The sequence below is a fragment of the Pectobacterium atrosepticum genome, assembly GCA_019056595.1.
Taxonomy (GTDB): domain Bacteria; phylum Pseudomonadota; class Gammaproteobacteria; order Enterobacterales; family Enterobacteriaceae; genus Pectobacterium; species Pectobacterium atrosepticum.
In genome coordinates, this window is the sequence record CP036163.1 from 2,951,473 (window position 1) to 2,966,609 (window position 15,137).

Sequence of the window (15,137 nt, forward strand, 5' to 3'; positions counted from 1 at the left end):
CTATGTAAAAACAAATTAATCTATACTCGTCATACTTCAAATTGCGTGTGTGTTGACTGCGAGCCACCGCGATCTTGACGGCAATGGCTTACTCGCTCAGACGCTGCGGGTGCGTGTAGATCGTTGCCTGCCCTGGTCGACAAAAACCTACCAGCGTCAGGTTGCAGCGCTGTGCGACGTCAACGGCCAGTGAGGTTGCCGCAGAGACAGCGAACAAGATTTCCACGCCACACATGGCAGATTTTTGTACCATTTCATAGCTGGCTCGGCTGGAAACCAGTGCTGCACCCTGTTGCCACCCCAGTTTTGCTCGGGCACCAAGCAATTTATCCAATGCAACATGGCGTCCGACATCTTCGCTCCCCCCTGACAGCGTGCCGTCTGGTGCTATCCAACTTGCAGCGTGAGTGCAGCCAGTCACCTGACCGATCTTCTGCACATCGCGCAGTCGCACTAGCGCGTTTTCAAGCTTGCTGAGGGAAAATGTCTGCGTGAACGGCAGAGGCATTACTGGTTTGCCGATTTCCGCTAGCTGCTCTACGCCACAGACGCCGCAGCCTGTACGGCCATCCATCGATCTGCGTCGTTCTTTTAGACCGGCAAAACGTCGGCTGGAAAGCTCAATTTGAACTTCAATCCCGTTACAGGCGTTCTGTACATCAATACCGTAGATATCTGCGGGTGATTGAATAATGCCTTCAGATAAGGAAAACCCGAGTGCGAACTGCTCCAGTTCCTTCGGTGATGCCATCATAACGACATGCGAGATGCCGTTATAAACCAGCGCCACAGGCACCTCTTCTGCCAGCCAATCAGACTGTGGCTGATGCAGCGAATCGGGATGATAGACCGAATGTTGCGTTGCGCCTTCGAGGACGGCATCCGCTTGTGAATGAACCTCTTTCACCTGAAATACCTGCATGTTAGTAACCATAGAAATTAAAAGTATTATTTCATCGCGCCAGAAGGGATGCGAGTTTTTCTCCAGGAACAGCGAGCGTGCTCGCATAGCAGTATGTATTTTTCCTGCAACAGGAAAGAAACTGTGCGTCAACTCGAAGAGTTGCCTTCTTCTCTGGCTGAATCCTGTCGCTAACGCCACACCCCGTATAGGCTTAATGTAGCTGCTTACTGCTTGCCTCTTTTTTCACTGCGGCATGGCCGCTTACTCGGAAATGAAAAGGAGACTGAAATGGCGCACGATAATCTCGAAGGCCGATCCGCATTTGGCGAAGTCGGTTCTCTCGATCTGAAAAAACGCTATGACAATTTTATCGGTGGAACCTGGGTTCCGCCTGATGCTGGTCAGTATTTTGTCAATTTAACGCCAGTGACAGGCCAGCCGATGTGTGAAGTAGCCAGTTCGTCAACGCGAGATATTGACCACGCGCTGGATGCAGCCCACAAGGCAAAAGCGGAATGGGGTGGTCTATCGGTACAGGAACGGGCGCTGGTGCTTAACCGTATTGCCGACCGGATGGAACAAAATCTTGAACGGCTAGCGCAGGTGGAAACCTGGGATAACGGTAAGCCGATACGTGAAACAAGCGGGGCGGATGTGCCGCTGGCGATTGACCACTTTCGTTATTTTGCTGCCTGTATCCGCGCGCAAGAGGGGGCAATCAGCGAAATTGACGGCGATACCGTGGCCTATCATTTTCATGAGCCTCTTGGCGTTGTTGCGCAAATCATTCCCTGGAACTTCCCGCTGCTGATGGCCTGTTGGAAGATGGCTCCTGCACTGGCAGCCGGTAACTGTATTGTACTGAAGCCTGCCAAGCTGACGCCGATGTCGGTGCTGATTTTGATGGAGCTTATTCAGGATCTGCTGCCTGCGGGGGTCATTAATGTCGTCAATGGATCGGGAAGTGAGATTGGCGAGTATCTGGCAACATCGAAACGCGTTGCGAAAGTCGCATTCACCGGGTCAACCGAAGTGGGCCAGCAGATCATGAGCTATGCGGCACAGAATGTGACGCCGGTGACGCTGGAATTGGGTGGCAAATCGCCGAACATCTTCTTTGCCGATGTGATGGATAAGGAAGATAGTTTCTTTGACAAAGCGCTCGAAGGTTTCACGCTGTTTGCCTTCAATCAGGGAGAGGTTTGCACCTGCCCGAGCCGCGCGCTGGTGCAGGAATCTATCTATGATCGCTTTATGGAACGGGCAATCAAGCGCGTTGAAGCTATCCGCATCGGTAACCCGCTGGACAGCAAAACCATGATGGGCGCACAGGTGTCAGCAGGCCAGCTCGAAACCATCCTTAACTATATTGATATCGGTAAGAAAGAGGGCGCACGGGTACTCACTGGCGGCCAGCGTAAGGCGATGCCGGGCGGGCTGGCGGAAGGCTACTATTTGGAGCCGACGATATTGTTCGGTAAAAATAGTATGCGTGTCTTTCAGGAGGAAATTTTCGGTCCGGTGTTGGCGGTAACAACGTTCAAGACGATGGAAGATGCGCTGGAGATAGCTAACGATACGGAATACGGTCTGGGTGCTGGCGTGTGGAGCCGTAACGGTAACGTCGCTTACCGAATGGGGCGCGGCATTCAGGCTGGTCGAGTTTGGACCAACTGTTATCACGCCTATCCGGCACATGCCGCGTTTGGGGGCTATAAGCAGTCCGGTATCGGGCGTGAGAATCATAAAATGATGCTGGATCATTATCAGCAAACCAAGTGCCTGTTGGTGAGTTACTCTGATAAGCCGATGGGGCTGTTCTAACACCAGACCCTGCGCGCCTGCCATTGGGAGGCGCGCATAACGTAAATCGATGCTAGTTTTCCGTGTTAATGCGTCCTGAGCACTCAGATTTGCCCGATTGTTAGTTGCTGATGATTGATAGTTGATTGTGTCGGCGCTTAACAACGGCTACGCTGTTTTGAATAGCGCTTTGCTTTCAAGAGGTTGTGCATGACGGATAAGATCGGCTGGATTGATAACCTGCGGGCGCTGGCTTGCATGATGGTCGTTCTGATTCATAGTACAACTTACTATATTACTGCGGGTGGCACGCCGGGTGACGGATATTGGGATGTGGCGAATGTCCTGAACTCTGCTTCGCGCGTCTGCGTCCCACTGTTTTTCATGATCTCGGGTTATTTATTCTTTGGTGAGCGTAGTGCGGGGAAGAAAAATTTCCTACGTGTCGGTTTATGTCTGCTTTTTTATAGTACGGTCGCGCTGATCTATATTGCGACGCTCACGCCGATTAATGGCTTGAATTCATTACACCATGCGCTGCAAAAACCGATCTTTTATCACCTATGGTTTTTCTACGCCATTATCGTGATTTACCTGCTTTCCCCACTTATTACAATCAAGCCAGTATCGGGCAAATATTTAGCGGTCTTGATTATCTTATTGGCCGTTATCGCCAACCCTAATACGGGGCGGGTGGGGTTTGAAGGCTTTAAATTACTGCCTGTTAATCTCTATATTTACGGTGATACGTTTTACTACGTGCTATATGCCGCGCTGGGGCGTGCGTTGGGCATGTTGGATGTGCCAAAGAAAGTCGTGCTGGCCGCTATCCCCTTCTTCATTGCGTGTGTCGCGCTGATTGCTATGGGGACGAAGCACCACACATTGTTGAACGATACATTCACCCAGACGTTTTATATCTACTGCGGGCCACTGGTGTTTCTGGCGGCGGTCAGCCTTTTGGTGGTGTTTAAGTACTACTTTAGCCAGCGGATCTTACCGGGTTTTGCCACCATTTCGCGTCATTCGCTGGCGATTTACGGTTTCCACGCGTTGATCATTCACTATCTACGTACGCATGATGTGATGCTGCCGGATCATCCGGTTCTCGATATCTTCTATGTCTTCACCATCGCGCTGGCGGCCAGCCTGCTGCTTTCGATGGCTTTACAGAAGATTGATGTGCGGCGCTGGGTGAGTTGACTACCCGTCCGGTGTACCGGACGAACGGTGCTACATCAGCGGACTAAGCTGTTGGTAGAGCGTTTTAAATGTGCGCCTACGCTCGGCATAGTCGGCGTGGCGCTGGGTATTCGGCTGATGAACCTGCTCCATCGGTAGCGGCGGCAAGAGTTCTGCCAGTGGCGTATGGGGATGCATAGCGATTTGTGCCAGACGGGCGGCACCCAGCGCTGGGCCGACATCGCCGCCCGTGCGGTATTCCAGAGTTTGACCACTGATATCTGCCAACATTTGCCGCCAATAGTCGCTACGTGCGCCACCGCCAATTAGCGTGATGCTATCGGGTTTTAGCCCAGTCATATGCAGTGCGTCCATCCCATCGGCAAGCGCAAATCCCACGCCTTCCAGCACCGCTTTTGCCAGCTCTGCGCGGCCGTGCTGGTGGGTGAGCCCCCAGAATGCGCCTTTGGCATCAGGATTGTTGTGCGGTGTACGCTCGCCAGAAAGATAGGGCAAAAACCACACTGGCGTTATCGTGTCATCGGCTGGCATTGAGGCGACTTCCTGCAACAGTGCGGGCACGCTCTCGGCGTGTGTCAGGCGGGCGACCCAATCTAGGCAGGACGCCGCGCTTAACATCACGGACATCAGGTGCCAGGTATTTGGCAGCGCATGGCAAAAGCTGTGGACGGCATGCTGAGGATTACTGAGAAAACCGTCGCTGACGGCGAAATAAACGCCGGATGTGCCGAGAGACAGCATCGCCTGACCGGTTTGATACAGCCCGACGCCAATCGCGCCTGCTGCGTTATCCCCACCGCCAGCAATAACGGGGACGGGATCCATACCCCAGCGACTGGCGATGTCAGGTCGCAGATAACCGGTAATCTGGTTGCCTTCATACAGCGTGGGCATGTGTTCACGGCTCAGCGAGCAGGCTTCCAGCAGAGCATCGCTCCAATCCCGTTTGGCGACGTCCAGCCAGAGGGTTCCAGCCGCATCGGACATATCGCTGGCAAATTCCCCTGTCAGACGCCAGCGGAGATAGTCTTTTGGCAGCAGGACCTTGTCGATTTGGCGAAAGATATCGCTTTCGTTTTCCTGCACCCATTTTAGTTTGGGGGCAGTAAAGCCCGGCATCATCAGGTTGCCGGTAATCTGGCGCGAGGTAGGCACCAACTGTTCCAGCGTTCGGCATTGCGCCGCGCTACGTCCGTCATTCCAGAGAATCGCGGGCCGCAGCACGTTCTGGCGGGCGTCCAGCAAGGTCGCCCCGTGCATTTGCCCGGTCAACCCCAGCGCTTTCACGGCGCGAAGGCTGTGTGTTGCTGCCAATGCTTGTAGCGCTTGGTCTGTTGCCTGCCACCAGTCCTCAGGCGCTTGCTCCGACCAAAGCGGATGCGGACGCGAAATGCTCAGCGCGGCGCTATGGCTGGCGATCACCTCTCCTGTTTCATCCAGTAAGATGGCTTTAACACCGGAAGTACCCAGATCAATACCGATATACATAGTCGCTCCTGATCGCCTTGTACTACGGCAGTTTTTTAACCTGCCGTAGCAGGCAAGCGTACCGCACTAGCCAAATAGATGGCGGTTAACCAGATTTTCCAGCAGTTCCTGCTGGCCGCTCTGGTGCTGTGGTGCCAGTTGATGGCTTTCCGCATACTGAGCCAGCGATTCCAGCGACGCGTTGCCTTGCAGAATTTGCTGACCTAGTTCACCGTTCCAGCCCGCATAGCGCTTGGCGACCAATTGATTGAGCTTATCATCTTCAATCATTCTGGCAGCAGCCTTGAGCGCCAGTGCCATTGTATCCATCGCGCCGATATGCGCATGGAAAAGGTCATAGCGATCGGTGCTCTGGCGACGAACTTTGGCATCAAAGTTCAGCCCACCTGTCGTGAAGCCGCCTGCCTTGAGAATTTCATACATGATCAGCGTGTTTTCTTCCACGCTGTTAGGGAACTGATCGGTGTCCCAGCCAAGCTGAGGGTCGCCGCGATTGGCATCGACCGATCCGAAAACGCCCAGCGCGACAGCGGTGGCGATCTCATGGTGGAATGAATGCCCAGCAAGCGTCGCGTGGTTGGCTTCCACGTTGACTTTAATCTCTTTTTCCAGCCCAAACTGTTTCAGGAAGCCATAAACAGTGGCGACATCGTAATCGTACTGATGTTTAGTCGGTTCCTGCGGTTTCGGTTCAATGAGCAGTGTGCCCTGAAAACCGATTTTGTGTTTATGCTCGACAACCATTTGCATAAAGCGGCCAATTTGCTCACGCTCCTGACGCAGGTCGGTATTGAGCAGAGTTTCATACCCTTCGCGCCCGCCCCACAGCACATAGTTTTCACCGCCCAGTGTTTTGGTCGCGTTCATTGCCGTGAACACCTGCGTAGCAGCCCAGGCAAACACATCTGGATCAGGATTGGTGGCCGCGCCTGCGCCATAGCGGGGATTGGTGAAGCAGTTAGCGGTGCCCCACAGCAGCTTCACGCCGCTATCCTGCTGCTTTTCCGCCAGCACATCGGTGATCACCGCAATGTTATGCAGATATTCTTTCAGCGAGTTCCCTTCCGGCGCGACATCGACGTCATGAAAGCAGTAGTAAGGCACGCTTAGTTTTTGAAAGAATTCGAATGCGATATCCGCTTTGCGCTTCGCCAGTTCCAGCGCATCGCCCGACTGCTGCCACGGCCGGGCAAAGGATCCGACGCCGAACATATCCGAGCCGTTCCAGCAGAACGTGTGCCAATAAGCGACGGCAAAACGCAAATGGTCCGCCATACGTTTACCGAGAATTTCCTGATCGGGATTGTAGTGACGAAAGGCGAAGGGATTACTGCTTTGGCTACCTTCATAACGAACTTTTTCGATCTGTTCAAAATAGGCTTGCATCGTTAACTCCTTAGAAACCACCCAGACGGAAGAGACGGGAATGTGATTAATTTTCGGAGTTGATGAACGTTTCCTCAATTACGTTATTTCACACTGAAATTCAGAGAATTATTAAATGTGCGCTGTGTCGCAAAAATAACGGCGTTTTAACCTGAATACGCTTCGCAATATGTAACAACGTAAAAATGTGACTCGACAATAAAATATGACCCGCATCAAAAAACGGAAATTAAACCAAAAAACATAATTGGAGGATAAAAATCTGTAATTGATGGGGGGATATTTAGCGACAATACTCATCTGGCTATTGGAGACCTCATACCCGTCATACTTCAAGTTACATGTGCGTTGGCCGCGTTCAGTCACCCGAATCACTTACTTGAGTAAGCTCATCGGGACTCCCTCTCTTGCCGCCTTCCTGTAGCTCGAATTATTTAGGGTATAGCCCTGCACTTTAAATAAAAAAAGGTACGCTATGATGAAAGTTAACCATTTTTTACTCTCAGCTTGTGCCGTATTCACTTTAGCTTGTCAGCCCGGATTCGCGAAGGACGTTAAAATAGGCATGGCGATTGATGATTTGCGTCTTGAACGCTGGCAGAAAGATCGCGATCTTTTTGTTGAGCAAGCCAAAAAGCAGGGCGCTGATGTTTTTGTTCAATCAGCAAACGGCAATGAAGCTACGCAAATTTCTCAAATAGAAAACATGATCAATCGCGGTGTCGATGTATTGGTTATTATTCCTTATAACGGTCAGGTACTTGGTAATGTTATTGCGGAAGCAAAACGTGAGGGAATAAAAGTTCTTGCTTACGATCGCATGATTAATAATGCGGATGTGGATTTTTATATTTCATTTGATAATGAAAAGGTTGGAGAGCTACAGGCGAAATATCTCGTCGATAAAGTGCCCGGCGGAAACTATTTCTTAATGGGCGGCTCACCGGTCGATAACAATGCGAAGCTGTTTCGTCAGGGGCAAATGAAAGTGCTCACGCCGTTGATCGAGAGTGGGAAGATCAAGGTCGTTGGCGATCAGTGGGTCGATGCCTGGCTACCAGAAAACGCGCTAAAAATTATGGAAAATGCGCTAACGGCGAACAGCAATAAGATTGATGCTGTCGTTGCGTCGAACGATGCCACGGCGGGCGGGGCGATTCAGGCGCTGGCTGCACAAGGATTGGCAGGGAAGGTGGCTATTTCCGGTCAGGATGCCGACTTGGCGGCAATCAAACGCATTGTGGCTGGGACGCAAACCATGACGGTCTATAAACCGATCAGCAAGCTGGCGAAAGATGCCGCAGATATCGCTGTGGCACTGGGAGCCGGTAAAACGCCAGAGTCTAACGCTAAACTAAACAATGGGTTGAAAGACATTCCTTCCTTCTTACTGACCCCAATTCCCGTCGATAAATCCAATATCGATTCCACCATCATTGCTGATGGTTTCCACAAAAAAGCGGATGTGTATTAACGCGCTCCGCAGCCAATATACTCCAAATAATTCGAGTTTCAGGATGTAGGAAAGAGGTTACTGAGCCACGACATGACGTTGTGGCTCGCCACTGTCGCTGACGAGGTCTGATACACCTGAATCACGGAGGCTACGATGCCGCACCTGTTGGAAATGAAAAACATCACGAAGGCGTTTGGTGCGGTGAAAGCCGTCGATAACGTCAGCCTGACGCTGGAGGCTGGTCAGGTCTTGTCGCTGTGCGGCGAGAATGGCTCAGGGAAATCCACCTTAATGAAGGTGTTATGTGCCATCTATCCACATGGCAGCTATGACGGGCAGATTATCTTTTCCGGTGATGAACTGCGTGCCAACCATATCCGTGATACGGAGCAAAAAGGCATCGCGATTATTCATCAGGAACTGGCGCTGGTGAAAGAGATGACGGTGCTGGAGAACATGTTCCTAGGTAATGAGTGGACGCGTTTTGGCGTGATGGATTACGACAATATGTATCTACGCTGCCAGCGCATGTTGGAGCAGGTCAAGCTGGCCGTCGACCCGAATACTAAAGTGGGGGAGCTTGGATTGGGTCAGCAGCAACTGGTGGAAATCGCCAAGGCGCTGAACAAGCAGGTGCGTCTGTTGGTGCTGGATGAGCCAACGGCCTCATTGACCGAACGGGAAACGGGTATCCTGCTGGAAATCATTCAGGATCTGCGCGATCACGGTATCGCCTGTATCTATATTTCTCACAAGCTTAACGAAGTTAAAGCGATTTCCGATGTGATTTGCGTGATTCGTGACGGGAAGCATATTGGTACGCGTCCGGCGGCTGAGCTGAGTGAGGATCATATCATTGCCATGATGGTAGGGCGGGAACTGACAGAGCTTTATCCCAATGAGCCGCATGTCATTGGTGAAGAGGTGTTGCGCGTGGAGCACCTTACCGCCTGGCACCCCGTGAATCGCCACATTCGTCGGGTGGATGATGTGTCGTTTGCTTTGCACCGAGGCGAAATTCTCGGTATTGCCGGGCTGGTTGGGTCAGGGCGTACGGAGACGGTGCAGTGTCTGTTTGGTGCCTATCGTGGGCGCTGGCAGGGCGACATATTTATTGACGGCAAGCAGGTGACCATCAGCAACTGCCAGCAGGCTATGGCGCAGGGGATTGCAATGGTGCCTGAGGATCGTAAGAAGGACGGCATCGTCCCAGTGATGAGCGTGGCGCAGAATATGACGCTGGCGGCGCTCGATCAATTCACAGGGATATTTTCCACGCTGGATGACGCCCGTGAACAGGACATCATCCGGCAATCGCTAGCGAATCTGAAAGTGAAAACCTCCAGCCCGGAACTGGCGATCGCCCGATTAAGTGGCGGTAACCAGCAAAAAGCGGTACTGGCGAAATGCCTGCTGCTGAACCCTCGTATTCTCATCCTTGATGAACCCACGCGCGGCATTGATATCGGTGCCAAATATGAAATCTATAAGCTCATTAATGCGCTGGTAAAACAGCATATTGCCGTCATCGTGATTTCTTCAGAATTGCCCGAGGTACTGGGGTTGAGCGATCGGGTGTTGGTGATGCATCAGGGGCGTATCAAAGCGGATTTGATCAATCGTGATTTAACCCAGGAACAGGTTATGGAAGCTGCATTGAGGAGTGAACATCGTGCTGAAAACATCGCAGTCTGAACAACAACATGTCGCTGGATCTGTCCCGATGCTGCAACGACTGAAAAGCATCAATCTTCAGGTCTACGTGATGATTGCCGCCATCATCGCGATCATGCTCTTTTTCACCTATATGACCGACGGGGCGTACCTCAGCGCGCGTAATCTTTCCAACCTGCTGAGGCAAACGGCAATTACTGGCATTCTGGCCGTCGGTATGGTGTTCGTCATTATCTCCGCCGAGATCGATCTGTCGGTCGGATCGATGATGGGGTTATTGGGCGGTGCGGCGGCTATTTTTGATGTCTGGTTTGGCTGGCCTTTGCCGCTGACCATTGTTGTGACGCTCGCGCTGGGATTATTGCTTGGCGCGTGGAACGGCTGGTGGGTTGCCTACCGGAAAGTCCCTTCTTTTATCGTGACGCTGGCGGGGATGCTGGCTTTTCGCGGCATTTTGATCGGTATTACCAATGGGACAACGGTTTCCCCGACCAGTGAGGCGATGTCGCAGATTGGGCAAAGCTATCTGCCTTCTGGCATCGGTTTTATGTTCGGTGCTATCGGGCTGATGGTGTTTATTGGCTGGCAGTGGCGTCGGCGTAGTAGCCGTGCTCGGTTAGGGTTACCGATAAATCCACCCGCCGGGGATGTCGGCCGCCAGACAGTGACAGCACTGATCGTATTGGGCGCGATCTATCTGCTGAATGACTATCGTGGCGTGCCAACACCGGTTCTGGTGCTGACGCTGTTGATGCTGGGCGGTATTTTTTTGGCGACGCGAACCGCGTTTGGTCGTCGTATCTATGCCGTGGGCGGGAATATCGATGCCGCTCGTTTATCGGGAGTGAATGTCGAACGCACCAAAATGGCGGTGTTCGCGATTAATGGCCTGATGGTCGCGGTCGCTGGGCTGATTCTCAGTTCACGATTAGGGGCAGGGTCGCCATCTGCCGGGAATATTGCCGAGCTGGATGCGATTGCGGCCTGCGTGATTGGTGGAACCAGTCTGGCAGGCGGTATTGGCAGCGTGGCGGGCGCGGTGATGGGGGCATTTATCATGGCGTCGCTGGATAACGGGATGAGCATGTTGGATGTGCCGACGTTCTGGCAATACGTCGTGAAAGGCGGAATCCTGCTCTTGGCGGTGTGGATGGACACCGCCACAAAGCGGCGCGTATGACGTGACGTTGGGCCTGAGGAGGAAATACGTGGCGGCTCGCAATAATCAGCAAATTATTTTGGCCTCTGGGGGCGCTGTGCTATTCAAGAAAGAGGTCTTTATTCAAGGAACTTGCGATTAATGAGCGCCGACTACCATGTTTGAAAAACGCTATCGCATCACGCTGCTGTTCAACGCCAACAAAGTGTATGACCGTCAGGTGGTTGAAGGGGTTGGCGAATATTTACAGGCTTCTCAGTGTGACTGGGACATCTTCATTGAAGAGGATTTTCGTTGCCGGATTGATAACATCAAAGAATGGCTGGGTGATGGTGTGATTGCCGATTTTGACGATGGTGAGATCAAACGGCTACTACAGGATGTGAACGTTCCGCTGGTAGGGGTTGGCGGTTCCTACCATCAGCCTGAGGATTACCCGCCAGTGCATTATATCGCGACAGATAATTATGCACTGGTGGAAAGCGCGTTTATGCACCTTAAAGATAAAGGGCTGAACCGCTTTGCTTTTTATGGGTTGCCCGCATCGGGCGGGAAAGGCTGGGCGCAGGAGCGGGAGCATGCTTTCCGGCAGCTAGTTGCGGCAGAAAAGTATCAGGGCGTGGTGTATCAGGGAATGGAAACCTCGCCGGATAACTGGCAATACGCGCAAAATCGGTTGGCCGATTGGGTACAGGGGTTGCCACCGCAGACGGGAATTATCGCGGTGACGGATTCCCGTGCGCGTCATCTGTTGCAGGTCTGCGAACATCTGAATATTGCCGTACCAGAAAAGCTGTGTGTGATTGGGATCGATAACGAAGATCTGATTCGCTACCTGTCACGCGTCGCACTCTCGTCTGTGGCGCAAGGCACGCGCCAAATGGGATACCGCGCCGCGAAGCTGCTGCATCAGCTGTTGCTAAATCAGGTCGATTTGCCGCTGCAACGTATTCTGGTGCCGCCGGTTCGGGTGGTCGAGCGCCGTTCAACGGACTATCGCTCCGTGCACGATCCTGCTGTTATTCAGGCCATGCACTTTATCCGCTATCACGCCTGTAAAGGGATTAAGGTCGAGCAGGTGCTGGATGCGGTAGGGATTTCCCGCTCGAATCTGGAAAAACGCTTCAAAGATGAGGTAGGCCAGACGATTCACGGTGTGATTCACGCAGAAAAATTAGATCGGGCGCGCAACTTGCTGATCTCGACCTCGCTCTCGATTGGTGAGATTTCGCTGATGTGCGGCTACCCTTCGCTGCCCTATTTTTATGCCGTCTTTAAGAAAGGGTATGACATCACGCCGAAAGAGTACCGCGAGCGCTATGGGGAAGGTTATTAGGATTATTTATACAGGAAAGGCATACAGGAAAGCCATGCAGGAAGGCGCGATGGTGCGCGCCTTATCATTAGGCTGGTGAACTGTTACGCTGGCACGCGCCAGTAATCGTAATCGATGTGTTCAACCTGGAAGTTGGCGTCTTCTTTGTCGCCGGTCAGGCGGGTGGCGATGGTAAAGGCAAAATCGAATGACACGCCCAGTCCCTTACCGCTGATCAGATTGCCGTCTTCTACGACTTTCTCGTTAACATAAACGCCATCGGTTACGTCCTGCCATAAATCCCCAGAACAGACGTAGCGGCGGCCTTTCAACAGCTTGTTACCACCCAGCACGCGCGCGGCTGCGGAGCACAGTGGGCAGATCAGTTTTCCCGCGTCGTCATGGCGACGGATAAACTCGACAACCATCGGGTTTGCGGCAAGATTTACTGTTCCCTGTGGGCCGCCAGGAATGACCACGGCATCAAACAGCGTGTCCTGGTTTCTTTCCAGCAGCGCATCGGCAAACATACGGATATTGTGATAACTGTGCAGCTCCAGTCTGTCATGGCATGACAGCATGGTGACTTCTATCTTCATACGGTGCAGTACATCAATCACCATAATCGCTTCTGCTTCTTCAAACCCAGGAGCCAGCAGAACGGCGACTTTCTTAGACATAGCATCTCCAGCAATATGCAAGGGAAGGTGTTAACCGCAAGAGAATAGCAAAGAAATATCGTAAAAATGAAACGATGTTTTATTAGTGTCGAGTGAGTCGCGTAAACGATTTTTGCTGCTTAGCCTGGAGAGAAGATAGCGCTATACTCGCTAACTTGGCCGTGAATTAGCCACGAATTTTTTTGCATGAAAGCATGACTCTTCTCTTCCTGTCCCGCCAAAAAGATGTTTAAATTATCACTCACTTATTTTGCATAAATATGCATTGGTGAGCGCGTCGATTTTTGGTCATCGACCGGCCCGTGAGATGTGCACAGGGCACGAACGCTCATTAATGTATGGCGTAACATAATGGTGTGGCGGCTAAGCTGATACCCTTAATAATTCGAGTTGCAGGACAAAACGTGTTCGTTTTGAATAGCGCGAAGCGTTAACCCTTTAGGGCGATGCTCAGTCATGAGCATCGTAACGCGGCAATCGCGCGAGTCCTAGGAGCTTACATCGGTAAGTGGCTGGGGTGAGTAAGAGAAGCCAACGCACATGCAGCTTGAAGTATAACGGGTATATCACCATAGATCTTTCGAGCAGGGATTACATATATGACAACGATTCTCAAGCATCTTCCGGTTGGTCAGCGTATTGGTATTGCGTTCTCGGGTGGTCTGGATACCAGCGCTGCACTGCTTTGGATGCGTCAAAAGGGCGCGGTTCCTTATGCGTATACCGCAAATCTGGGGCAACCAGACGAGGATGACTACGATGAAATCCCACGTCGTGCTATGGAATACGGCGCAGAAAATGCTCGCCTTATCGATTGCCGTAAGCAATTAGTCGCTGAAGGTATCGCTGCGATTCAGTGTGGCGCATTCCACAATACGACAGCGGGCGTGACCTATTTCAACACCACGCCGCTAGGCCGTGCAGTTACCGGTACGATGCTGGTTGCGGCAATGAAAGAAGACGGCGTGAACATCTGGGGTGACGGCAGCACCTATAAAGGCAACGATATTGAGCGTTTCTATCGCTACGGCCTGCTGACCAATGCTGAACTGAAGATTTACAAGCCGTGGCTGGATACCGACTTCATTGATGAGCTGGGCGGTCGTCAGGAGATGTCTGAGTTTATGTCGCAGGCAGGGTTCGGCTATAAAATGTCGGCCGAGAAAGCCTATTCTACGGATTCCAATATTCTGGGTGCGACGCACGAAGCGAAGGATCTGGAATTCCTGAATTCCAGCGTTAAAATCGTTAACCCGATTATGGGCGTGAAATTCTGGGACGAGAACGTCAAGGTTCCGGCAGAAGAAGTGACCATTCGTTTTGAGCGTGGACACCCAGTTGCGCTGAACGGCAAGACCTTTACCGATGATATTGAACTGATGCTGGAAGCAAACCGCATCGGCGGTCGTCACGGTCTGGGTATGAGCGACCAGATCGAAAACCGCATCATTGAAGCGAAAAGCCGCGGCATCTATGAAGCGCCGGGAATGGCACTGCTGCACATTGCCTATGAGCGTTTGCTCACTGGTATCCACAACGAAGACACCATCGAGCAATACCATGCTAATGGCCGTCAGCTGGGTCGTTTCCTGTATCAGGGACGCTGGTTTGACTCCCAGGCATTGATGCTGCGTGATTCTTCTCAGCGTTGGATAGCCAGTGCCATCACCGGTGAGGTTACGCTGGAGCTACGTCGTGGCAATGATTACTCCATCATGAATACTGTGTCTGACAATCTGACCTATAAGCCAGAACGCTTGACCATGGAGAAAGGCGACTCGGTCTTCTCGCCAGATGACCGTATTGGCCAGCTGACCATGCGCAATCTGGATATCACAGACACGCGTGAAAAACTGTTTAACTATGCTGAAACGGGCTTGCTCTCTTCCTCTGCCAGCACGGGCCTGCCGCAGGTAGGGCAATTGCAGGATAAAACAGAGAAATAACGAACAGATTGAATAATATAAAAATCCGGAGTCGTCTCGCGCTTCCGGATTTTTTTTATCTGTTTATCATATGTTTATATTCGATTTTTTCATGTATGAACTCTTACTGACAATGCAGGTTAC

Annotated in this window: 11 protein-coding genes; 7 read left to right on the forward strand and 4 right to left on the reverse strand. The window is 51.9% G+C overall.

The annotated features are described in order from the left end of the window. Positions 1 to 88: 88 nt before the first annotated feature. Positions 89 to 922 carry a formate dehydrogenase accessory sulfurtransferase FdhD gene (gene fdhD, locus DCX48_14020; protein QXE15545.1) on the reverse strand — a complete coding sequence of 278 codons (834 nt, stop codon included), beginning with the start codon at positions 920 to 922 and terminating at the stop codon, positions 89 to 91. 270 nt (positions 923 to 1,192) lie between these two features. On the opposite strand from fdhD, the gene DCX48_14025 reads away from it, so the two are divergent. Then, a complete protein-coding gene (locus DCX48_14025; GenBank protein ID QXE15546.1) occupies positions 1,193 to 2,728 on the forward strand; it encodes an aldehyde dehydrogenase in 1,536 nt (511 codons plus the stop codon). Between the two features lie 189 nt (positions 2,729 to 2,917). Beyond that, entirely contained in the window at positions 2,918 to 3,910 is a 993-nt protein-coding gene (locus tag DCX48_14030; GenBank protein QXE15547.1) for an acyltransferase, read from the forward strand. A gap of 30 nt (positions 3,911 to 3,940) precedes the next feature. Here the strand turns inward: DCX48_14030 and xylB are convergent, their stop codons facing one another. Beyond that, positions 3,941 to 5,398: a xylulokinase gene (gene xylB / locus DCX48_14035; protein ID QXE15548.1), complete on the reverse strand. Its 1,458-nt coding sequence runs from the start codon at positions 5,396 to 5,398 to the stop codon at positions 3,941 to 3,943. A gap of 66 nt (positions 5,399 to 5,464) precedes the next feature. After that, positions 5,465 to 6,784, reverse strand: coding sequence for a xylose isomerase (gene xylA, locus DCX48_14040; GenBank protein QXE15549.1), 1,320 nt, complete (start codon positions 6,782 to 6,784; stop codon positions 5,465 to 5,467). 478 nt (positions 6,785 to 7,262) lie between these two features. Between xylA and DCX48_14045 the strand changes: the two genes are divergently transcribed. The 4 genes from DCX48_14045 (at position 7,263) to DCX48_14060 (ending at position 12,409) form a co-directional block, all read left to right on the forward strand. Beyond that, positions 7,263 to 8,258: a D-xylose ABC transporter substrate-binding protein gene (locus DCX48_14045; GenBank protein ID QXE17247.1), complete on the forward strand. Its 996-nt coding sequence runs from the start codon at positions 7,263 to 7,265 to the stop codon at positions 8,256 to 8,258. Positions 8,259 to 8,393: 135 nt separating this feature from the next. Beyond that, the gene (locus DCX48_14050; GenBank protein QXE15550.1) at positions 8,394 to 9,935 is read left to right on the forward strand and encodes a xylose ABC transporter ATP-binding protein; all 1,542 of its coding nucleotides are present in this window, start codon (positions 8,394 to 8,396) and stop codon (positions 9,933 to 9,935) included. Next, positions 9,913 to 11,094, forward strand: a complete 1,182-nt coding sequence (locus DCX48_14055; GenBank protein QXE15551.1) for a sugar ABC transporter permease — start codon at positions 9,913 to 9,915, stop codon at positions 11,092 to 11,094. Before DCX48_14050 ends, DCX48_14055 begins: the two co-directional genes overlap by 23 nt. A gap of 136 nt (positions 11,095 to 11,230) precedes the next feature. Then, complete coding sequence (locus DCX48_14060; GenBank protein QXE15552.1) at positions 11,231 to 12,409, forward strand: xylose operon transcription regulator XylR; 1,179 nt, start codon at positions 11,231 to 11,233, stop codon at positions 12,407 to 12,409. A gap of 83 nt (positions 12,410 to 12,492) precedes the next feature. Here the strand turns inward: DCX48_14060 and DCX48_14065 are convergent, their stop codons facing one another. Further along, a complete protein-coding gene (locus DCX48_14065) occupies positions 12,493 to 13,068 on the reverse strand; it encodes a DJ-1/PfpI family protein (GenBank protein QXE15553.1) in 576 nt (191 codons plus the stop codon). 599 nt (positions 13,069 to 13,667) lie between these two features. On the opposite strand from DCX48_14065, the gene argG reads away from it, so the two are divergent. Continuing rightward, positions 13,668 to 15,014, forward strand: a complete 1,347-nt coding sequence (gene argG / locus DCX48_14070) for an argininosuccinate synthase (GenBank protein QXE15554.1) — start codon at positions 13,668 to 13,670, stop codon at positions 15,012 to 15,014. Positions 15,015 to 15,137 lie beyond the last annotated feature (123 nt).